Source organism: Micromonospora sp. U21, assembly GCF_018070045.1.
Classification (GTDB): Bacteria; Actinomycetota; Actinomycetes; order Mycobacteriales; family Micromonosporaceae; genus Micromonospora.
In genome coordinates this window covers 109,115-130,845 of record NZ_JAGPYK010000002.1, presented here as the reverse complement: position 1 = coordinate 130,845, position 21,731 = coordinate 109,115, and the positions used below count along the sequence as shown (strand labels likewise).

19 protein-coding genes are annotated in these 21,731 nt (G+C 70.2%); 5 read left to right on the top strand and 14 right to left on the bottom strand.

From position 1 onward, the window contains the following. Positions 1 to 127 precede the first annotated feature (127 nt). The 10 genes from KBX63_RS03330 to KBX63_RS03285 form a co-directional block, all read right to left on the bottom strand. Positions 128 to 1,060 carry an HNH endonuclease gene (locus KBX63_RS03330; protein ID WP_307871594.1) on the bottom strand — a complete coding sequence of 311 codons (933 nt, stop codon included), beginning with the start codon at positions 1,058 to 1,060 and terminating at the stop codon, positions 128 to 130. A gap of 132 nt (positions 1,061 to 1,192) precedes the next feature. Further along, complete coding sequence (locus tag KBX63_RS03325; protein WP_210907933.1) at positions 1,193 to 1,333, bottom strand: hypothetical protein; 141 nt, start codon at positions 1,331 to 1,333, stop codon at positions 1,193 to 1,195. 333 nt (positions 1,334 to 1,666) lie between these two features. After that, entirely contained in the window at positions 1,667 to 3,214 is a 1,548-nt protein-coding gene (locus KBX63_RS36320) for a plasmid pRiA4b ORF-3 family protein (protein ID WP_210907931.1), read from the bottom strand. Continuing rightward, complete coding sequence (locus KBX63_RS03315; protein WP_210907929.1) at positions 3,211 to 4,071, bottom strand: hypothetical protein; 861 nt, start codon at positions 4,069 to 4,071, stop codon at positions 3,211 to 3,213. Before KBX63_RS03315 ends, KBX63_RS36320 begins: the two co-directional genes overlap by 4 nt. A 62-nt stretch (positions 4,072 to 4,133) precedes the next feature. Continuing rightward, entirely contained in the window at positions 4,134 to 4,421 is a 288-nt protein-coding gene (locus KBX63_RS03310) for a transcriptional regulator (RefSeq protein ID WP_210907927.1), read from the bottom strand. Beyond that, positions 4,418 to 4,882: a hypothetical protein gene (locus tag KBX63_RS03305; RefSeq protein WP_210907920.1), complete on the bottom strand. Its 465-nt coding sequence runs from the start codon at positions 4,880 to 4,882 to the stop codon at positions 4,418 to 4,420. The genes KBX63_RS03310 and KBX63_RS03305 overlap by 4 nt, the downstream gene beginning before the upstream one ends. A 44-nt stretch (positions 4,883 to 4,926) precedes the next feature. Next, the gene (locus tag KBX63_RS03300; RefSeq protein ID WP_307871593.1) at positions 4,927 to 5,763 is read right to left on the bottom strand and encodes a DUF559 domain-containing protein; all 837 of its coding nucleotides are present in this window, start codon (positions 5,761 to 5,763) and stop codon (positions 4,927 to 4,929) included. A 48-nt stretch (positions 5,764 to 5,811) separates the two neighbouring features. Continuing rightward, complete coding sequence (locus tag KBX63_RS03295) at positions 5,812 to 6,726, bottom strand: IS982 family transposase (RefSeq protein ID WP_210907918.1); 915 nt, start codon at positions 6,724 to 6,726, stop codon at positions 5,812 to 5,814. A gap of 375 nt (positions 6,727 to 7,101) precedes the next feature. After that, on the bottom strand, positions 7,102 to 8,727 hold the full coding sequence (locus KBX63_RS03290) for an ABC transporter permease (RefSeq protein ID WP_210907917.1): 1,626 nt from the start codon (positions 8,725 to 8,727) through the stop codon (positions 7,102 to 7,104). After that, positions 8,724 to 9,659 carry an ABC transporter ATP-binding protein gene (locus KBX63_RS03285; protein ID WP_210907915.1) on the bottom strand — a complete coding sequence of 312 codons (936 nt, stop codon included), beginning with the start codon at positions 9,657 to 9,659 and terminating at the stop codon, positions 8,724 to 8,726. Before KBX63_RS03285 ends, KBX63_RS03290 begins: the two co-directional genes overlap by 4 nt. A gap of 110 nt (positions 9,660 to 9,769) precedes the next feature. On the opposite strand from KBX63_RS03285, the gene KBX63_RS03280 reads away from it, so the two are divergent. After that, entirely contained in the window at positions 9,770 to 10,501 is a 732-nt protein-coding gene (locus KBX63_RS03280; RefSeq protein ID WP_210907913.1) for a TetR family transcriptional regulator, read from the top strand. Positions 10,502 to 10,555: 54 nt separating this feature from the next. Here the strand turns inward: KBX63_RS03280 and KBX63_RS03275 are convergent, their stop codons facing one another. Beyond that, on the bottom strand, positions 10,556 to 12,349 hold the full coding sequence (locus KBX63_RS03275; RefSeq protein ID WP_210907911.1) for an ABC transporter ATP-binding protein: 1,794 nt from the start codon (positions 12,347 to 12,349) through the stop codon (positions 10,556 to 10,558). A gap of 82 nt (positions 12,350 to 12,431) precedes the next feature. Here KBX63_RS03275 and KBX63_RS03270 point away from each other — a divergent pair, with 82 nt between their 5' ends. Together KBX63_RS03270 and KBX63_RS03265 are read left to right on the top strand one after the other, a co-directional pair. Further along, a complete protein-coding gene (locus KBX63_RS03270; RefSeq protein ID WP_210907909.1) occupies positions 12,432 to 12,860 on the top strand; it encodes a MarR family winged helix-turn-helix transcriptional regulator in 429 nt (142 codons plus the stop codon). Between the two features lie 190 nt (positions 12,861 to 13,050). Continuing rightward, entirely contained in the window at positions 13,051 to 14,835 is a 1,785-nt protein-coding gene (locus KBX63_RS03265; RefSeq protein WP_210907907.1) for an N-acetylglutaminylglutamine amidotransferase, read from the top strand. A gap of 139 nt (positions 14,836 to 14,974) precedes the next feature. Here KBX63_RS03265 and KBX63_RS03260 read toward each other — a convergent pair whose 3' ends face one another. The 3 genes from KBX63_RS03260 to KBX63_RS03250 all read right to left on the bottom strand — a co-directional run bounded on the left by KBX63_RS03260 (position 14,975) and on the right by KBX63_RS03250 (position 16,907). After that, entirely contained in the window at positions 14,975 to 15,619 is a 645-nt protein-coding gene (locus KBX63_RS03260; protein WP_210907906.1) for a hypothetical protein, read from the bottom strand. A 116-nt stretch (positions 15,620 to 15,735) separates the two neighbouring features. Then, positions 15,736 to 16,215 (bottom strand): DUF6114 domain-containing protein, encoded by a 480-nt coding sequence (locus tag KBX63_RS03255; RefSeq protein WP_307871592.1) that lies wholly within the window; start codon positions 16,213 to 16,215, stop codon positions 15,736 to 15,738. 80 nt (positions 16,216 to 16,295) lie between these two features. Further along, entirely contained in the window at positions 16,296 to 16,907 is a 612-nt protein-coding gene (locus tag KBX63_RS03250; protein ID WP_210907904.1) for a DUF6230 family protein, read from the bottom strand. Positions 16,908 to 17,064: 157 nt separating this feature from the next. On the opposite strand from KBX63_RS03250, the gene KBX63_RS03245 reads away from it, so the two are divergent. Then, a complete protein-coding gene (locus KBX63_RS03245) occupies positions 17,065 to 19,308 on the top strand; it encodes a gamma-glutamyltransferase family protein (RefSeq protein ID WP_210907903.1) in 2,244 nt (747 codons plus the stop codon). Positions 19,309 to 19,432: 124 nt separating this feature from the next. Next, positions 19,433 to 21,730 carry a HAMP domain-containing protein gene (locus KBX63_RS03240; protein ID WP_210907901.1) on the top strand — a complete coding sequence of 766 codons (2,298 nt, stop codon included), beginning with the start codon at positions 19,433 to 19,435 and terminating at the stop codon, positions 21,728 to 21,730. Position 21,731: the final 1 nt, after the last annotated feature.

Here is a 21,731-nt window from a genome sequence, read left to right as displayed (position 1 = left end):
AGATGTCCGGTCCGTGCATCTCGATACGGCCAGGACGGCGTCGCAACGATTCCGCGCGCCACGACGGCAGGTCGGGCGACACCGCGTACTCCCGGTCGGTCACCGGGTACGAGAGCCGTGAAGGTTCTCAGGCGGCCTTGAACACCGTATCGAGATGCCACTCCAGGAACTCACCATTCGGCCGGTCGCCACGCCGCTCTGGAAGGGCTATCTGCGTTCCGGCCTTGGAGTAAAACTGGTCGCCGTTGCCGAACTCGCTGCGCAGCCGTCGGCTGACCATCAGCCGGTGCTTCGGGTCCACCCCCAGATAGCCCCTGTCGAAGAGGATGTGGACGTCCGACTTGAGGAGCAGACCGTTGTCCAGGCGGTGCTCGCCGCCCATTGGAAGCGGCCGGATGTGGGCAGCCTGCAACACCGGCTGGACCTTGTTACCGGTGATGGCGCAGCGCCGACCGTAGGCTCCGAGCACCACAGCCTTGAACGACTGCTGACCGAGGCGCTGCGGCACCAGCCTGGGATCCCCGTACACCGGCCCCGGACGGTGCCAGGGCTCGCTCAGATCAAGCTCAACCGTCGTACCGATCAGGCGGTGGATCAACAGGTTGAAGTAATCGGCCGAGAGCCCGTCGGCAAGATCATAGGTCTTTCCCTGTACGACGTTCGACGCGAATCCAGGCGGCGCCGCAACGGTGGACTCGTTCGGGAAGAAAGTGGTATCGCGGACAAAGATGCACCCGATGACCGGATCTTCGTCGAGGCCGATCGCCTGCTTGCGGTACCGGCCGACGCTACGACGCATCTCATCGAGGCTGGCGACGCCGTTGGCTTCGCCGAACAGCTCCCAGGCTTCCGAAATCCGCAACTGCGTGAACCCACTGAAGAAGCCGCCACCGATGACCCGGTTGAGGGGATAGTGAGCCTTGAAGAAGAAGGGCTCGCCAGGGGTGAGTGCACGAAATCCGCCTCCTGAAGGGCGCCAGAAGTTGACCTCGTTCAGGCCGGGGCGGGCCGCCAGGAAGCGGTACCACTTCTCGTCCGTCACTCCCACGAAGGCCTTCACAACGGCCAGGGTGCACCGAAGTTGATCTCGTCGCCACCACCCGAACGGTCATGACTCCACTTGCAACCATCCCCATCCCGTGGGGACGGTACTCGCCCCCGCCCTCAATTCCTTGATGACGACCTGCGTCGTTCAGCAGTCCGCGTCGATCAACAGATTCTGGAGGACATCCAACCGGTCGGCGAGGGTGAAGTGGCTGAGCACCATCGTGTCCAGCACCAGGACCAGGACCAGGACCAGGACCGGCACCGGCACCGGCACCGGCACCGGCACCGGCGAACCCGACCACGCGGCTCCATCTCCAAGTCGTCGTTCACCGGCAGGTCCGCGTCGACGACCTGGCCGTGCATCAGCTCCAGCGCCCGGGCCTGGGTGATCCGGTTCGCCCGCCAGGCCTCCATCACCGCGTGCGCGTACGTCGGCGGTATCCGCGCCGAGTCAAGGTAGGGCTGTGGAGTCCACCCCGACGCCTCAATGAATTCCGCTCGAATACTCGAGGCCGATAACGAGATGGCCCAGCTCGTGGGCAAATCTACCTCCTCGACAAGCCGGCGCTCGCCCGCTGGCCCAAGCCGGCGATCGACGCCCGGGGGTTGGCTCCATGGGCTACCGGCTCTGCTGCAGGGCTACGGTCACCGCCTTCGCGTCGAAACGGGCCGGGTCGAAGCCGGTCGGATCGTCCAGGTCCAGCCAGTAGAGCCGGTCCTGGTGCTCGGGATGGGTGGGGTCACCAAGAATCTCCACCAGCTCGGCGTACCCCCACACGCCGCCGCAGTCCTCCGGCGGCGCCGCACGTCGTCCGCCGACACAGCGCGGGTACGCCCCGGACTTCTCCCGGTCGAGGGCCTTCTCCACGAGGATGTCGTGCTCCCAGTTGTCGCCGAAGTCGTAGGTGTACCGCAGCTTGTCCCCGACGGCGGGGGCGACCTGCTCCAGGGTGACCCGCGATGCGGCGCGGTGGCCGAGTTCCGGGTCAGGTCGGCCGAAGCTGCCGTGTCGGGTCTCGAAGACGTGCAGGTGGCTGTCGTGCCAGCCGAAGGCGACCTGGATCAGCTCGTGCAACCGGGCGAGGCTGACGTCGGCGGGCACCTCGAGACGCCGCCAGATCGGCGGGCGGGCGCCCCGCAGGCTGACCTTGATCTGGTAGATCGGTGCTGGGCCGTCGGACTTCTTGCGCTTCGCGGGCAGGCTGGCGGGGCGACGCTGGGCCGGTACGGCACCGCCGGGCCCCCTTGGGCTCAGGAGGTCGAGCAGCGCGGAGATCGAGGCAACATCCACTTCGGCATCGTGACCGTAACCCCGGGGGCGGCGGCGGCTCGCTGGCAGCGCCCGCATCCAACTACGCAGCAACAGGGCCAGAGCGGGGTAGTCGGGACCGTCCTCCTCGAGGACTTCGTCCAGCACCTCAGGGTCGAACCGGTCGTGCTCGGCTCGGGCGTCCAGCGCGTCCTCCACGGTTCGGCGGAAGTCCGCCGGCCGCAGCTTCTCCTCCGTGACGTCGACGCCACCGGCGTGCAGGTCGGACAGGAGCGCTTCGCGGGCCTCGTCCCACCGGTACGCCTCGATCAACAGGATCTGACCGGCGGCACAACAGTCGCAGTCGTCCAGGCTGACGGCGACAACATTCGACCGACCGGCCCGCTGGAACCTGCCAGCCAGCAGGAACGCCGACCCCGACGGATCGACAAAGCAGCAGCAATCCTTGACCGTGATCGGGGCGTCCAGTTCGGCGAGCCAGGATGGTGCGGTGACGCCGGCACCGGTGAGCCGGCGGGCAGCCTCCGTCGCCGCCCGACTGACCTCACCATCGGTGACCGAAGCGATCCCCGCCAGCATCGCCCGCGCCTCTGGGGTGGACTTCGCCTCGAACGTCGGCACGAACAGGTCCAGCAACGCCCGGTCGAAGTCGTCGCCCATGGCCGCCCCGATCGCCAGCAACATCGAGGCGGCGAGCTCTACCTCCAGCGGATCCTGCATGGCGTCGATGTCGACCGACTGCTTGAGCAGGTCACCGATCTGCCCCGGCGTTGGCTGCACACCGGCACAGTGCGGGCAGTCGCACTCCTCCGGCGTGCCCACCACGACGAGCGGCGCACCGCCGCGTACTGATCGCTTCTTTGCATTGCGGCGTCGACCACGGCTCACTGGACTCACCGGCACAGTCTGCCGCACCCGACCGGCCTGACCGCAAACCGCGACACGCCGAGAACGAGAACCCACCATGAACCGGGAACGCGAGCCTTGATCGTTGACGGTTCAGCTGCAGGGTCGTCGGTGTGTCGCGTCGCCCAGCCGTCAACGATCATGGGATCCGGGTACGGCGGCCGGTCGCACCAATCGGCGTGCACGCCGAATCCGTCAGGAGGCGGCCGCTGTGCTGCGGTGTGCGTTGACGACCCAGGCGTCCGGCAGGGCGATCCACTCGTTGTCGCCGACCCGCACGACCGCACCGTCCAGCTTGGGCAGCAGCGCCGGGTCCTCCATCGGGCAGAGCAGCCACACGCCCCCACCCCACCGCGTGCCACGTCGACCAGCTCGTAGAGCCGGTCCATCGCCCGGTACCGCGCCAGCACTGCCGCGTCGTGCAGCAGCACCGGCCCAGCCGCAGCCGACAACGAGGCCCGCAGCGCAGGCACGGTGAGCTGCCACGCCTGCTCGACGTACTCCCCCAGCTTGATCGCCGCCCGGGAGCCGCCGAGCAGCAGCAGGTTTTCCCAGACGATGGTGCGTCGCGCGTCCGCCTCGGCCAGCCGGACCAGCCCGCTCTCGCGGTCGATGGGGTGGCTGTGCGATCCCGGCCGGTGGTCGGCCGTCATCCGTAGCGCGATGGCGTGACTCTCCTTGATGGCGTGCGCGTAGTCGACGTACGCGTCCAGCCGCCGCTCGTCCCAGCGGACGCTCTGGCCGCGCCGCCACCGCGCGCGGTCGGTGAGCGAGGTGGCGAGGATCGTGCCCAGGGTGCCGACCAGTACGCCGAGAAGTGCCGGAAGCTGCGTCAGAAGAGTGCCCACGCCGCCGAGGCTGCCAGCACCGGGCAACCCCGCCAGCCCCTACCCGGTGTCGCACACCAACGCTATGCGTCGCCGATCAGTGCTCTCAGTGCCGCGCAGTGCTGCTCGTAGGCCTTCTGCCCGGCCTCGACCATCCGATAGGTGGTACTGCCGCCACGGCCACGACCGACCTTCGTCGAGGCGACATAGCCCGCTGCCTCCAATGTGGACATTTGCTTGGACAGATCCGACTCACTGATCTGCAAATGGTCCCTCAGGAACCGGAACGAGACCGAAGGGGCGTTGGCCAGGACAGCCATGGCCGCCAGGCGCTTGGGCACGTGGATGATCGGGTCCAGTCCGTCGATCATCGCAGGCGTGCCCGCGTCCCGGCGGCAGCCGAGGCATATCGCCGCTCATAGACGGCCAGGCCGACCGTCACGAGGACGAATGCCGCCCCGGCGGCAGCTGGGATACCGACCAGCCACCACACGAGCCCGACGACCAGGGTGACCACGGGTAGGGCAGCGAAATATCCGCGCCACACCGCGGCGATCTCGGCGGGTGGCGTTCCCTTGCCCGGCATCGGGAGCGCGCCGTGCCGACGCCGCATCCAGACGACGAACAGGGCCTCGACGGCGATCAGGGCGGCGAGCGACGCCATGAACAGGGCCGCGTTCTCCCGCCACCACGTGAACGTGCCGATCATGGCGGCGGCCCAGGCCCCGATGGCTGGCGCATACCACCATGGGGTGGGCGGATAGTTCACGTAGGGCGCGGCGGCACCGCGCTCGGCCGCCCTGAGCTGCTCCTCAATACCAGTACTTTCCACGCCGGAAAGCGTATGCGAACACTTTCCGCTTGTGCAAGTGATCCTCAGGCGGTCGCGCCCGCCCGGCGGGTCGCGAGGATGGCCAGGGTTTCCCGGCGTACCGCGTCGGTCTCATGAACCAGGCGGCGGTGGGCGAAGCGGACCACCAGGATTCCGGTGGTCGCCAGCAAGGCGTCCCGGCGCAGGTCGATCTCCCGCTGGCGTGGGTCGCCGTGGGTGCTGGCCCCGTCGAGTTCGATGTTGACTCGCTCCCGCTCGGCGAGCATGTCGAGGTACAGGGTGCGCCGCCCGACGCGTAGCGGCACCTGTCGGCGGAACGCCGGCATGTTCGGGCCGGTGAAGACGTGCTCGTGCCCCCAGATCTCCAAGGGGCTGCGGCAGCCGTCGGCGAGCCGGGTCAGCAGCGTTCGGAAAGCTGCTCGGTCGTTCAGCTTCGGCACAGTGCCCAAGGCCTCCGCCAGGCGTTCGGGCGTGGTCAGCCAATCGTTGACCGCCCGGATCACCGGTGCCCGCCGCTCGGTGGACGGCAACATCGGCCACGACTCGACGAGTGCCTGCTCAAGGCGGGTGACCACCAATCCCCGCCGGATCACCACGTGCGGCGGCCCGATGACGAGGCCCCGGCGTCGATGCACGACCACCCCGGGTCGGGTGCGCAGGCTGGCGTCCGCCGGCGTGCTCAGGTGCACCGGGTCGCCGACTGCCTGCGGGAGCAGGCCCCATGCGCTGAGCGCGCTTAGGTGACTGAGTGCGCCGCAGCCGTCGGCCCAGGCGAGGACCGCACGGTGACCCAGTGCAGGGTCGAGTCGACTCAGGGCAGGGCCACCCGGTCGACCGCCCAACAGCTGGGCCGCGACGAACACCTCGGGCAACACCCGCACCAGCTCACCGTTGCGGCAAGCCTGGTCTAGATGATCGATTCCAAGGGGTCAGTGGTCGTAGGCGATCAGTGATCGCATGATTGGTTGGCCGGTGTGCCAGTTGTGCCAGATCGCGGCGGTCAGGGCGAGGACGCGTTGCAGGACCCGGACGGCGACGCCGGTGATGGTACGGCCACCGTGTTGTTCGAGATCGAGTTGGCCTTTGATGGTCTGGTTGACCGATTCGATGCTCTGCCGGACGGCCCGCAGCAGGCCACGACCGGGGCGTGCCGGTTCGGTGCGGTACGCGGGTCGCACGAGGGTAATACCGCTGTCGTTGAGCCAGGTTTCGGTGTCGCGGTCGCGGTAGCCCTTGTCGACGATGAGGATCAGCCCGTCCGGGTGGTGGAACATGTTCGGCTGCAGGGTCACCAGGTCGGTGAGGACCTCACGTTCGTCGGTTTTGGCGTTGCTCAGGGCGAACGCGACGGGCAGGCCGTGCACGGTGGTGACCAGGTGCAGCCGCAGGCCCCAGAAGAGCCGGGAGTGCGAGGCGCAGTAGCCATAGCCGGCCCAGCCAGCCAGGTCGGAGCGTTGAACCGTCTCGCGGGACATGCCGCACGGCACCGGGGTGGAGTCGGCGATCCTGATCGGGTGCCGCCAGAGGTCGGTGTCGGTGACCAGCACCGCGATGAGGTGGCTGATCTGGGCGCCCAGACTTCGCAGGCGCTTGTTGTAGCCAGGCTGCTTGGGCAAGTAGGGGAACAAGTGGATGATCGACTTGCGGGCGTAGCGGATCCAGCGACTCTCGTTGTGATAGCCCAGCAGGGCCTGCATGACCGACACCGTGATCAGTTCGGCGTCGGTGATCTGCGGAGCGATCCCGACCTTAGGCCGCCACCGATTGAGCTGCGGAGACGCCTTCAATTCGTCGTCGATCCTGACGTAGAGTGCGGTCGCGAGGGTGTCCAGATCGACGTGCACGTGGCCTCCATGGTCTCGTTGCCTAGGCAACGCCGATCATGGACGCCCTCGCGTCTGCTTGCTGTCCCGCATCCCTTGGAATCGATCATCTAGCGTCCACTGTGGCACTACCTGCCTGGCGACCCCACGCGTCACCAGCCCTCCACCAAGCTCCACCAGTTCCAGAAGCACCGAATTCACACCACCGACCGTGTCGCTCCACCTCAACCCCCCGCAACCACATCACTCCTCCCCCTGTGGACACCCGCCAACCTGTGGAGGACACCCACTCACCGCTCGATTTCTGCTAGCCGAAGCGATCGGTGGCAGCTCAGCAAGGCGTGCCTCGGCGTGTCGAGTCGCCCAGAGGCCAACGATCACCAGGAAAGAGGCACGTCAGCTCGGGACGTCGCGGTGCCGAAAGGCCGTGACGCCGACCGTGAGCAGCGCCGCCGCCACCCCGGCGAGCAGCACCAGCGGCAGCACCGCCGGGTCGACCGCGGGTACGGACGGCACATGGGTGTACGGCGAGACGTTGAGCGCGGCCTGTGGCAGCTCCAGCACCGCGCCGAGTTGCCCGAGGAGCAGGAAGACCAGCAGCGCCGTCCAGGAGAGCACCACCGACCGGCGGGGCAGCAGGCCGAAGAGCGCGGTCACCACCCCGGCCACCACGAGCAGGGCCGGCAGCCGCAGCAGCGCGGCACCGCCCAGGGCGATGGCCTCGCCGAGCGGGTCGCCGGTGACCAGGCCGTAGCCGAGCCCGGTGGTCAGGCCGGCGAGCAGCAGCAGGGCGAGCGTGCCGAGCGCCGCGGCGAGGACCTGGGTGCCGAGCCATCGGGTGCGGCTCACCGCGGTGGCGAGGGCGGCCTCCAGCACCCCGTCGGCTTCGTCGCCACGTATCCGGAGCAGGGCCTGCACCACGTACGCCCCGATGGTCAGGGCGAAGAGCCCGAGCATCGCGGCCAGGTACGCGTCGACCAGGTCGGCTCCGCCGCCCATCGCGTTGATCGCCTCGGCGGCGGCCGGATTCTGCTCGATCATGGCGTTGAACTCGTCGGCGGCGACGCCCATCGAGACGCCGAGCACGGCGATCCCGACCGCCCAGCCGAGCAGTGTGCCGCGCTGCATCCGCCAGGCCAGCCCGGCCGGGCTGAGCAGCCACGCCGCACCGGTCGCGGGCTTGGGTCGGGGGGCGACCAGCCCGGCGCCCTGGTCCCGCCGCTCCGCGAGGGCGTACGCCAGCGCCACCCCGGCGAGCAGCAGTGCGACGGGCAGGGCGAGCACCCACCAGCGTTCCCCGCCGAAGGCCCGCACCTGGTTGCCCCAGCCGAGCGGGGAGAGCCAGGACGGCCAGCCGCTCTCCACCCGGGTGCCGTCGGCGCTGGTGTCACCGAGCACGTCACCGGCGGCGCGTAGCACGAAGGAGAGCCCGACGACGGCGGCGGCGAGCGCGTTGGCGCCCCGGGAGGTGACCGAGACCTGCGCGGTGACCGCGGCGACGCCGGTGAAGGCCACCCCGACGCCGCCGACCGCGCCGGCTGCCGCGACAGAGCCGGCCAGTGGCAGGCCCGCGCCGGTCAGGGCGACGGCGAGCAGCGCCGCGGCCGCAAGGTTCGCCGCGACCACGACCAGCAGCGCGGCGGTGAGCGGCGCGTACCGGCCGACGACGGAGGCGCCGAGCAGCTCGGCGCGGCCGGTCTCCTCGTTCTGGCGGGTGTGCCGGGTCACCGCGAAGGTGCTCAGCAGCGCGACGATCAGGGCCAGCGTCACGTACGTCTCGGCGACCACCACGGCGCCGACGTCGGTGCCGGCGATGGGGCCGTTGAAGGCCCGGGCGACCAGGCTGGATGCGGACGTGGTGGCGTAGCCCTGCCGGGCGGCCTCGTCGGGGTAGATGCCGGCGACGCTGCCGGCGAGGGCGTAGCCGAGCAGGGGCGTGCCGAGCACCCAGATCACCAGGCGGATCCGGTCGCGGCGCAGCACGAGCCGGGCCAGCCGGCGGGTGCCGGTGAGGGCGGTCACCGGGTACCGGCCCGCTGGGCTTCGGCCGACTCGGGGTCGTCGGCGGCGACGCGCTCGTCGCCGTAGTGGCGCAGGAACAGCTGCTCCAGGGTGGGTGGGGTGCTGGTCAGCGCGCGGACGCCGAAGCGGATGAGCTGGCCGAGCAGCTCGTCGAGGTGCGCCGGCTCGACCTCCAGGTGGGTACGCCCGTCGACCTCGCGCACGTCGTGCACACCGGGCAGCGCGTCCAGGCCGGTCACCGGTCGGGCCGTCTCGACGATCACCGCCGTGCGGGTGAGGTGACGCAGCTCGGCGAGGCTGCCGGACTCGACGGTGCGACCCTCGCGGATGATGCTGACCCGGTCGCAGAGCGCCTCGACCTCGGCGAGCACGTGGCTGGACAGCAGCACGGTGGCGCCGGCCTGCTTGATCCGCCGCACCTCGTCCTGGAACACCGCCTCCATCAGGGGGTCGAGGCCGGAGGTCGGCTCGTCGAGCACGTACAGCTCCACGTTGGAGGAGAAGGCGGCGACGATGGCGACCTTCTGCCGGTTGCCCTTGGAGTACGTGCGGCACCCGCGGGTGGGGTCCAGATCGAAGCGTTGCAGCAGCTCGTCGCGGCGACGCCGGTCGAGGCCGCCGCGCAGCTCACCGAACAGGTCGATCGCCTCCCCGCCGGAGAGGTTCGGCCAGAGGCTGACGTCGCCCGGCACGTACGCCAGCCGGCGGTGCAGGCGCACCGCGTCGCGCCAGGGGTCGGCGCCGAGCACCCGCGCCTCGCCGGAGTCATGGCGGAGCAGCCCGAGCAGGATCCGGATGGTGGTGGACTTCCCGGACCCGTTGGGCCCGAGGAAGCCGTGCACCTCCCCCGCCTCGACCCGCAGGTCGAGCCCGTCGAGTGCCCGGATTCCGCCGAAGGTCTTGACCAGGTTGTCGATCGAGATGACGGGCATCGCCCCTCCAGCCGTTGGATGCGTCGACCGTCCCCACTGTACTGACCGCCGGTCAGCACAATCAACGGTGACGTCAGCCACCGGTCAGGACGCCGGTTAGGCTGGCCGGCATGACCGCCGATCCCGCGGACGACACCCGTACCCGGATCCTGCGCGCCGCGCTCGACCTCTTCGCCGTGCACGGATACCAGCGCACCTCGCTGCGCCAGATCGGCGAGCGGCTGCGGCTGACCAAGGCCGCGATCCTGTACCACTTCCCGGCCAAGGAGCACCTGCTGGCGGCACTGGTCGAGCCACTGCTGGCCGACCTGGAGGCGCTGCTCGACGCGGCCCGGGAGCAGCCCACGGAGCAGGCCCGGTGGACTGTGCTGGAGGGCTGGGTGGACACCCTGCTCGCCCACCGTCGGCCGCTCGGCATGCTCTTCCACGACATCGCGCTAGTGGGCCGGGGCGACACGTACCACCGGCTGATGGGGATCGCGATGCGGGCCAACGACCTCATCGCCGGACCGGCGGCCGGGCGGCGGGAGCGGGTCCGGGCGGTGCAGGCGGTCGCCACGTGCAGCGATCCGATCGTCTTCTTCACCGACGTGCCCGATGAGGTGCTGCGCGCCGACATGCTCGACGGCGCACGCCGTCTGTTGGCGGCGCCGTCCGCCACGGTCTCCGCCGTCGGGCCGGGTGAGCGTCGGCGGCGACCGGGGCGGCCGCGGGCGCTGGGCCGTGAGCAGATCGAAACGGCCCGGCGGATGCACGCGGCGGGCACCCACTCGGTGGACGCCATCGCCGCCACCCTGGGCGTCTCGCGGGCCACCGTCTACCGCCATCTGGACGAGCAATAACGAGACGGTTTTAGCGACGGTTTCGAGACGGTTGTGAACCGCCCGGCCGGACGGTCAGGCGGCCAGGGTGGCGTAGCGGCCGTTGCGGTGCAGCAGGCTGTCGTGGGTGCCGGCCTCGACGATCCGGCCGTGGTCGAGCACCGCGATCTGGTCGGCGTCGCGGACGGTGGAGAGCCGGTGCGCGATGGTGATGGTGGTACGTCCCTCGGCCAGCACGTCGAACGCCCGCTGCACGGCCCGTTCGGTCTCGGTGTCCAGCGCGCTGGTGGCCTCGTCGAGGACCAGGATGCGCGGGTCGCGCAGCAGCGTACGGGCGATGGCCAGCCGCTGCTTCTCGCCGCCGGAGAACCGGTGGCCGCGCGAGCCGACCACGGTGTCGTACCCGTCGGGAAGGCCGGCGATCAGGTCGTGGATCTGGGCCGCGCGGGCGGCGTCCTCGATCTCCGCGTCGGTGGCGTCCGGCCGGGCGTAGCGCAGGTTCTCCCGGACGGTGGTGTGCAGCAGGTACGTCTCCTGGCTGACCACGCCGACGATCGAGGCCAGGTCGGCCAGGCGCAGGTCGCGCAGGTCGACCCCGTCGATGGTGACCCGGCCGGCGGTCGGGTCGTGCAGCCGGCTGACCAGCCCGGCGAGGGTGCTCTTGCCGGAGCCGGTCTCGCCGACCAGGGCGAGGCTGGTGCCGGCGGGCACGTCCAGGGTGACCCCGGCGAGCGCGGCGGTGTCGCTGCCCGGGTAGCCGAAGGTGACGTCCTCCAGGCGCAGGCGGCCGCGCACCTGGGCGGGGTCGAGGCGGATCGGCTCGGTGGGGTCGGCCACGTCGACCGGCAGGTCGAGGTATTCGAAGATCCGGGCGAACAGCGCCAGCGAGGCGGTCAGCGACACGCCCACGTTGAGCAGGCCCATCAGCGGCCGGAACAGGCCGCCCTGCAACGCGGTGAAGGCGACCAGGGTGCCGATGCTCAGCGTGCCGGCGGTGCCGGGCAGGCCGGCGGCGAGGTAGATGACCGCCGGGACGGCGGCGAAGATGATGCTCATCGAGGCCATCCGCCAGCGACCGGCCAGCTCGCTACGCAGCTCCAGGTCGACCAGGCGGGCCGACGAGGCGTTGAACCGGTCGATCAGCGCGGGCCCGGTGCCGAGGGTCTTGGCCAGTTGGACGCCGCTGATCGACAGCCCTTCCTCCACGGTGACGTTGAGGTCGGCGAGCTCCCGCTGGCGCTGGGCGGTGATCTCCCGGCGCATCCGGGCGACCCGGCGGGTCAGCCAGATCGCCGGTGGCAGCACCACCAGCGAGACCAGGGAGAGCTGCCAGGAGAGCGCGACCATGGCGACGGCGGTGGCGATCACGGTGGTGAGGTTGGACGCGACGGCGGTGGCGGTCGAGGTGACCACCGACTGCATGCCGCCGATGTCGTTGGTGATGCGGGACTGCACCTCCCCGCTGCGGGTCCGGATAAAGAAGCCCAGCGACTGCCGCTGGAGGTGGCTGAAGACGTCGGTGCGCAGCCGGTGCATGATCTGCTGCCCGACGCGGGTGGAGATCCAGGTCTGGACGACGCCGAGGGCGGCGGTCACCGCGGCCACCGCGACCATGCCGAGGACCAGCCAGACCAGCAGGGTCACGTCGCCCTGCGGCAGGGCCCGGTCGATGACGGCACGCAGCAGGAACGGGGTGGCCATCGCGATGATCGAGGAGGCCACGATGATCGCGGTCACGGCGGCCACCGCGGGCCGGTGGGCGGTGAACAGCCGGCCGATGCGGCGCAGTGACACCTGGCGGGCCTGCGCCTTCTCGTCGGCGCTGACGGTGCGGTGGCCGCGGTCGCGGCCGGTGGGGGTGGGTTCCAAGGGGCCCTGCCTCTCGTCGGCGATATTGCTGAGGTTACCTCATCATGAGGTAGCAACCGCGTCCCCTGCTACCGTATTCCCCGTGACGGAGCGCACGGCGGACGGCGACGACGAGAGCCTGGCGGAGACGTTCTGGGCGGTGGCCGGGCGACTGCGCCGGCAGGCGCGGGAGTCGTTGGCGCCGTGGGACGTCACCCCCAGCCAGTCCCGAGCACTCGGGGTGCTGGCCCGGCACGGTGAGCTGCGCCCCGGCACCATCGCCGAGCACCTGCGCATCGCGCCCCGCTCCGCCACCGAGGTCGTCGACGACCTCCAGACCCGGGGGCTCGTCGAACGCCGACCCGACCCGGCCGACCGGCGGGCGACCCTGGTCGCGCTCACCGGGGAGGGCAACCGGGTCAGCGCCGCCATCCGGGCCGCCCGCCGGGCCGAGGCCGACCGCTTCTTCGGCCACCTGGACGACGCCGACCGCGACCAACTCGCCCGCATCCTGCGCACCCTGCTCTGCTGAGATGCAAGGAAGGGCCCCTTGTTAACGCCTGGTGCATAGGAAGGGCCCCTTCCTAACAGCGGGTTTGCCCACCCCGCGCCCGGGTAGCCAGCGCCCCGTCCGGTCGGCGGGACCGGCCGTGACGGGCCGGGCGAGGTGACAGGAGGATGGCCGTGCCGCTGGTGTCCCATCTGACTCACCATTCCGCCTGATGTGCGGGATCAGCGGGGAGGCCCGATTCGACGGCAGGCCGCCCGACGCGACGGCGGTCACCCGGATGGCCGAGGCGATGCGGTCCCGCGGCCCGGACGGCGAGGGGCTGTTCACCGACGACTGGGTGACCCTCGGACACCGCCGGCTGACCATCATCGACCTGTCCGACGCGGGCGGCCAGCCGATGGTGCGCGAGGACCTGGGGTTGGCGCTGATCTTCAACGGCTGCATCTACAACTATCCGGATCTGCGCGAGGAACTCACCCACGCCGGGTACGCCTTCCACTCCACCAGCGACACCGAGGTGATCCTGGTGGCGTACGCGCACTGGGGTGACCGCTTCGTCGACCACCTGGTCGGCATGTTCGCGATCGGGCTGGTCGACCGGGCCCGGCGGCGGCTGGTGCTGGCCCGCGACCGGCTCGGTATCAAGCCGCTCTACCTCGCCGAGACCCCCGGGCGGCTCCGGTTCGCCTCCACCCTGCCCGCGTTGCTGCGCGCCGGCGACGTGGACACCAGCATCGACCCGGTGGCGCTGCACCACTACCTGTCGTGGCACTCGATCGTGCCCGCGCCGCGGACCGTGCTGCGCGGCGTACGCAAGCTGCCGCCAGCCACCCTGCGGGTAATCGAGGCGGACGGGCGCAGCCGGGAGGAGGTGTACTGGCGGCCGGACTACGTGCGGGAACCGGCCGACGCCGGGATGGACGCCGCGGACTGGCGGGCCGCCATCGGGGACGCGCTCCGCACAGCGGTACGCCGTCGGCTGGTCGCGGACGTGCCGGTCGGGGTGCTGCTCTCCGGCGGGCTGGACTCCAGCCTCATCGTGGCGCTGCTCGCCGAGGCCGGCCAGCGGCACCTGCGCACGTTCAGCATCGGCTTCGACAGCCGCGACGGCGAATCCGGCGACGAGTTCCACTACTCCGACCTGGTGGCCCGCGCGTACGACACCGACCACGACCGGATCCGGCTGTCCAACGACGACCTGGTGCCCGCCGTGCGGCGCGCCGTTCTGGCGATGGCCGAGCCGATGGGCAGCCACGATGTGGTCGCCTTCCACCTGCTCTCCGAGCAGGTGGCCCAGCAGGTGAAGGTGGCCCAGTCCGGGCAGGGCGCCGACGAGGTGTTCGCCGGTTACGGCTACCACCAGCCACTGACCGAGGCGCCCCGGCACGGCGCCGCCGAGACGTTCGCCGCCGCGTTCTTCGACCGCGGCCACGACGAGCTGCGCCGGATCGTCGGCCCGGTGTACGCGCTGGACCACGACGCCAGCCGCGACCTGCTGACCGAGCACCTCGCGGCACCCGGTGCACAGACCGCGCTGGACGCGGTGCTGCGCCTGGACACCCACCTGATGCTGCCCGACGACCCGGTCAAGCGGGTGGACAACATGAGCATGGCGTGGGGCCTGGAGGTGCGCACCCCCTTCCTCGACCAGGACCTGGTCACCCTGGCCGCGCACTGCCCGCCGGAGCACAAGGTGGCCCAGGGTGGCAAGGGTGTGCTGAAGGAGGTTGCCCGGGAGGTGCTGCCGGCCGAGGTCATCGACCGGCCGAAGGGCTACTTCCCGGTGCCGGCGCTGCGCAACGTGGACGGGCCGGTGCGCGAGCTGGTGGCCGAGGCGTTGCAGGCGCCGGCCGCGCGGGAGCGGGGGCTGTTCCGCCCGGAGTACGTGGCACGGCTGCTCGCCGAACCGGACCGGGCGGAGGCGGCGGCCGGCAGCAACAAGCTGTGGCAGCTCGGGCTGCTGGAACTCTGGCTCCAGACGCACGACATCCGCTGAGTAGGCGATGCCGCACCGGCAGCCGGCCCGGCACGGTCGGTCCGGTGCCACGGCCGCCGCCCGCCCGCTGAGGAAGGTCTGTTCGGCGGCGTTGTCGGTCAGTGCCCCGGGTCGGATGGTGGGCGGGCCGGCGGCGCGGTCAGTTCGAGGTGAGCTTCAGCGTCGACCGCGCGGTCAGCGTGTCACTGCCGACGGAGACCATGTCGATCGCCGGCTCTGTGACCGTGATCGAGACGGCTGACGCGAGCGGGATGCCGTCCGGGAGCGGCAGGTCCGGGGCAAGTGTGATCTTGTTGTCGAGAAGCTTTCCGACGAACCTGGTGGCGTAGAAGGCAACATTCCCGTCGAGCGTCAGCTCACTGGTGCGCAGGTGCAGCATCCGGCCCGCCGGGGCGGGTGCGTCGAGCAGGAGATCGTCGGTGACCGCACGGTCCAGCTTGAACTTCAACGTCGTGACCGTGCCGTCCGCTGTGGGCAGCTTGACGATCCCCTCGATCCGGAGCCCGGTCATCGTCACCCGCGACCCGGTCCAGTGTGACGGCGTCGTCGCCACCACCGGCTGTCCAGGCTCAGGCGAGACCAGGGGCAACGGCTTCCGGGCCTCGGCGCCGCCGGTGGTGGTCCGTGGCGGCCCCGGAGTGCAGTCGATGGTCGGACAGGTGGGTCCGTCCAGCGTCGGGGTGCCGGGACCGGACGCCCGGCCCGGGCCGGGCGCCGCCAGGGCAACGGCGGCGGAGATACCCAGCAGTACCGTGACGACCCGCAGGTCGGTGTGCCAGGGCATCGGCTCCGCCGCCTCCGGTCGCCCGAACCGCCGAGAACCACGGCGCGCACCGCACACCCCGTAGACCGTGGACGCCGGCGGCGACCCACCCCGCCCGGTGCCGTCCCGGCCGGTCATCAACTCGTCGAGGAGCGCCGGCCGCCCGCGCTCGGCGGCGTGCGCGCGGTGTCGTCAGCCGGCTGGTCATCCGACCGGACGGTCCGGTGGGTGTCCGGCATCCAGCCGAAGCCGAGGGCGCTGCCGAACGCGCCCAGCAGCAGCCCGATGAAGAAGCCGCCGAGGTTCACCCCGATCAGGGAGAAGAGTGCGGTAACCGCCGCGACCACCGCGTAGAGGATCCGGTGTTGCGGCTTGAACCACATCAACATCCCGCAGGTCACCAGAATGGCGGGGATCAACCAGGACAGGAAGCCGGTCGGCCCCAACTGGAATGCCAGACCACCGAGCGACATCTGGGTCGTGCCGAAGATCTCCAGACCGGCCAGTGCGGTGAGCAGGCCACCCCAGAACGGACGGGTCCGCCGCCAGAGTCGGAAGCCGCCCAGCGTGTCGCGGAACCGGCTGGACCCGGCAGTTTGCGGTTCGGCGGTCGTCACGCATGGCCTCCTGCCGGAGAAGGGAAAATTGAGGGCCGGCACGGAGCCGCCAAGCCCTCCCGCGGACTCCGGTGGTCAGCTCAGAAGCATTCCTTCGCGGCGGCGCCCACGTTGACCTTCAGCCGCATTCCCGTCAGGTTGAACGTCCCGGCCTGGGTGGAGCGGGCCACCTGGCGAAGGTTTTTGATCGTCACCGCGTCGGCCTGCTGACCGAAGCCCTTCGGGGGACCCTGCGCACCGTCCGGACCGCCTTGCAGGGTCGACGCGTCCTGCCCGATGTTGACGTTCTTGAACACGACGTCACCCTCGAGCGACTCGGCGTCGATCAAGAGGTCGCTCGCGGTGGCGGGTCTACCGCCGCCGCCGGCGTTGATGGTGAGCACCACGGGGAGGCCGGGCGTCTTCACCGACTGACAGAGGTCGTAGAGTCGCGCCTCGCGGATGCCGGTGACCGCAACCGGGTGCTCCTTGCCGTCCACCTCCCGGGCAACGCCGCCGTACTGGACGAAGCCGGTGCCCTGCAGCTCCGACGCGGACACCTTGAACGTCTGGCCGGAGACGGCGAACGAGGCCGCGACCGCGCCGTTGGCCATGCCGAGCACGATGGCGCCCGCGACCACGGCCACCGGAACCAGCAGTGCGGCGGAGCGCCGCCACCGGGTGTGACCCGGGTTGTCGATCCGATCCTGCACGATTCCTCCTCAGGGTGGATGTCGCGCCGGGTGTTGGACGAATGTGACGGCTCGAACCGCAGGTCGTTACCCGCTGCCCGGTGAGACGACCGGGCGACCGGGCGCGGCGCATGTCATGGCGCCCTCATTTGCCGACGCTAACACGGCACGATGACCGGTGGCCTATTCATTGCCGGCCGACAATATGTGCCCGCAGCATCCGGCACCAGACGCGGCGGACAAACACGCTGATCGGGACGTCGACGGCCACATTCCCTTTAGCCGACCCGATTCATCGTGGATGGGGAACATAATGCTCGGCCCATCGAACTCCACGGCGCCACCTTCGGCACGCCAGTCCCGAGGGCCACGACTTTTCGTGATCTCCTGCGCCGTCATCCCAGCGCCGAAGATGATTCCGATGTCGGGTCTGCCGGCCCCGCCGACGCTGAGTTCCTACCGAACCCGCGCGTGCCGGTCCCTACGAGCAACGCAGGTCGAGCATGACGCACCCGTTTCCACATCGAACCGGAGTTGTCATATGCACGCACGTAAGCTGCGTTTCCTGGCTGCCGCTCTGGTACTGGCGCTCGGGTTGACGGTCCTGGCGAAAGAGCCAGGAAACACCCAGGCTGCGCCAGCGGACCCTTGCGCGAATTTGACTAGCGGCCGGGATTCCGATGCGGTCGGCACGAAGTTCATGGTGGCGGCGGCCAACCCGCTCGCAGTCCAGGCCGGCTGCCGGATCCTGGCCAGGGGCGGCAACGCTGCCGATGCCGCGGTGACGGTGCAGGCCGTCCTCGCCGTGGTGGAGCCACACGCCTCCGGTCTGGCGGGCGGCACGCTCATCAACTACTGGGATCCGGACAAGCGCACGGTACGCCTCTTCGACGGAATGTCCACAGCACCGAGGACCGTGACGCAGAACCTCATGACTCCCACCGAGGAGGAGAGCAGAAGGCTGGACGTCGACCGCTTTCCCTGGGACGTGTCGGCGACCGGGCGCGCCTTCGGCGTTCCCGGAACGCTGAAAGTGCTCAAGGACGTGCACGACGTGTACGGCACCCTCGACTGGGACCGGCTCTTCGACGACGCCATCCGCTTGGCCGCCAATGGCTTTCCGATGTCCGAGTCCCTGAGCAGCGGTGTCAACGACCGCTTCAACGGACGTAAACGGTGCAACTATCCCGACCTGCGGCCCCGGTACTGCAACGGCGACCGGGCCAAGTCGCCGGGGACGACGCTGAAGAACCCGGAGATAGCCCAGGTGCTGCGCGAGGTCCGCGACGGCGGCGCGGAGGCGTTCTACGACCCGAACGGCACGATCGCTCCCGCGATCGCCCACCACGCGGCGAAGGGCCCGATCAAGCTCAAGGGCAACACCGCCGGCCCGGTGGTGATTCCCAGCCTCATGACAGCGGACGACTTCGCCGACTACCAGGCCATCGAGCGGGAACCACTCTGCCGCAACGTCTTCGGCGTGAAGGTGTGCACGTCGGCGCCGGCGGCGTTCGGAGGTGTGACGGTCCTGGAAATGCTCGGGATGCTCGAACGCGGCCAGGTGGCAAAGACGAAACCGGGTTCGGGAGAACGGCTGCATCTCTCGGTCGAGGTCAGCCGTCTGGCGAACTTCGACCGCCGGGCGTACGTTGGCGACCCGAAGTTCCACGACGTGCCCGTGGACGGGCTGCTCGACAACGCCTACCTCGACCGGCGTTTCTCGCTCTTCGACCCGGACAAGGCGATCGATCCGATCACCCCGGGGGATCCTCCGGGCGTCGTCCCTCCCGCCGGCCCGCCGAAGGATGCCGTCCCCAGCACGGTGGACGTGGGTGACCCGACGAGCCACGTCAGCATCGTGGATTCGGACGGCAACGCCGTGGCCATGACCACGACCAACAACACCCACTTCGGGTCGCACCTGGAAGCGCGGGGAATGATCCTCAACAACGCGCTGAACAACTTCACCGACACGTCGTCCGTCTCGCCGGGCAAGCCGGTGAACGTCCAGGAGTCACAGAAGCGGCCCACCGCCTCGATGGCACCCACCATCGTGCTGGACAAGGACGGGCGGAAGCTGCGGCTGGTGGTGGGCGCCGCCGGCGGCTCCCACATCCCCGACTACGTCGTCCAGGCACTGGTCGGCGTGGTGGTGGACAAGATGAGCCCGGTTAAGGCACTCGATCAGGGGCACTTCAGCGGGCAGGACATCACCCGCAAGTGCGGCCGGAAGGTCGGCGCCCCCTCCGAACTCGAGGCGGACCGGGGGGTGGCCACCCGCCTCGCCGACTTCGTGACACTCCAGCATCCCTGCCCGAGGCTCGTGGCACTGGACAGCGGCTCCACCGCTATCCAGGTCCACGGCGACCAGCTCCTCGGCGCGGCGGACCGCCGCAGAGACGGTACCGCGGCAGGGGGCTGACGTCCGCCCGCGGCCGACCTCGCGCTCGGTTCATCCCGGTGGGGTGAGGGCGACTCATCCCACCCGGTCGGACCATGAGGATCGGTCCTGCCACGCCACATCTCCTCGGAAGAAAGGGGTGGCCATGACGAGTGAGAACAGAGGCGATGAGTCCGCGCCGGACCAGAGCACGGGGCGGAGGCGGTTCCACGGACGCGCTCGGGTAGCGGGCCCCACCCCACCTCCGGAACAGGTCGTCCCATGGCGGCGGCGGGCGCTCGACCAGCAGCTGCCGGCCGCCGGGTTTCCGGCGGGCTCCAACAAGCCGTCACTGGTCTACATCTGGGCGACCATGGTGCTGGCTGCCGCCATCGTGCTCGGGTTCGCCGTGAACAGCCAACGGGGTGTGCCCCCGGCCGTCGTCGAGTCGCAGCGGGACAACGTGGCAAAGGTCGCCTCGAGCATGCGGCTGACCATCAACCACTCGGTCGAGGACCTCGACCAGCGGATCGCCGGCCGGTCACCGACGACGCCCGATCCTGAACTCCTGAAACAGGTGGTGGCCAACGGGACGGAATGGACCGGGGCCACGATCGTGGAGACAGCCACCCGTCGGCCGCTGGCGACCGCCGGCTCGGGCGTGCCCCTGGAGCTGCTGCCGCCGGCGTTGCCCGCCAAGGACACCTTCCCGATCACCACGCCCAACGGCCCGGCCCTGGTCCGCAGCCTCGCCCTGGACGGCTCAAAGACCCTGCTCGCGACGCAACCGCTCGACATGGACGAGCTGCGGCTCAACCCCAAGGCCCGGCAGGGTGTCTTCGTCATCACGCCGGATGGCAAGAGCACCCTGATGCAGGGCGTCAGCGCCGTACCCGAGGTTCACCTGCCCGTGGCCTTCCAGGGACTGGCCGGGTCCACGTCGAACGAGGGTCACCCGATCAGGGTGACCGAGTGGGTCAACAGGCAGTTGGTGGTCTCCTCCGCCCCGGTCGGCGAGACCGGCGCGACCGTCGCCACCCTGATCGTCGCCGACGAGACAGGCGGCACGTCCACGGTCCAGGGCATCGTGCTGGGCCTGACCCTGCTGGCACTGGCCGTACCCAGCTTCCTGCTGATGCGGATGTCGCTCGTCGGCCCGGTGCGGTCGCTGTTAAAGCAGGCCAAGGACAACGCCTGCGGCGCCGTTCCGACCAAGCGGTATCCGCTGCGGGTCGCGGAGGCGCACCGCATCGCTCGGGCGTTGGCTCTCACGTCCGGGGATCGCTCGCCTCCCGCCGCGCGCAGGTGGCGATGGCGTTGGCGGCCGACCGTGGTCCAAGGTATGGCCGCGGCGACCGTGGTGGCTCTGCTCTGGCCGGCGGCAGCCGTTGCGTACACGCTGCGTGAGCCCGAGGCGGCACTGCCCGACCAGCTCGTCAGTGATGAGGAGAGCAAGGCCGAGGGGGCGAGCACCGTGCTGGGGAAGATCCTGAACAACGGTCTGCAGACGGTCACCCGTACCTCCCAGGCCGCCGAAGCCACGGATCCGAGCCAGATGACCCCGGCTCTGAAGCAGGAGCTGGCCGACAAGAACCGGTTCCGCGCCTTCTACCTGATGGATCCCGGCGGGTCCGTGCTCAGTTCGGCGGGTCGCGAACCGCTACGCAAGGAGCCGCTGCGCGGCGAGACCGGGATCGACCTGGACGGCGAGACGTCCCGCGTCCCGGTGGTCTACGCGTTCCGGGTGGCGGACAACGGTGTCGCGACCGTCGGCGAGTTCGACATCGACTACCTGTTGGACGTCCTGCGCTCGGTGGACGGGCAGGCCCGGATCGTCGACGAGGATCTGCGCACGGTGTTCGACTCGGAGGGATTCCGCGCCTTCGAGGCGTTGCAGGGCAATGCCCGGGTCGCCGCCAGCGAGGCGCTGAAGGGCGGCACGGTGGGGATGGCGGAGACACCCGACGGGGAGCCTGCGCTCGTCGCCGCCGCCGGTCTGAACAAGCCCAACACGGTGGCTCCGCTGAAATGGTCGATCGTCGTGGAGCAGGATCTGGCCGGATTGCGGCTGCCCGAGAGCGACGGGCGGCGGTGGACCCTGCTGGTCGCCGGTGCCGTGACGGGCATCGTGCTGCTCACCCAGATGTGGCAGTACTACGTGTTCGCCCGGCCGCTGCGTCGACTCGCCACCGCGGCGGACCGGATCAGCGACGGTTCGGTCGAGGAGCCGATCTCGCCGCAACGGCACGACGACATCGGGGCGTTGGCCATGTGTCTGGAGGTCTGCCGCCAGGTTCGGCACACCGGCTCCGACCGGCTGGGCGGTGCCAGTCGGCTGCGCGGCACGGAGGATGACCGCACCGTCGTGCTTCCCGAGGTCCCGCAGTCCGACGCCGACGCGCCGGCGCCGCCAGCCACCGGCCGAGCCGACGATCAGACCGATGATCGGGAAGGTAGAGGTTGAC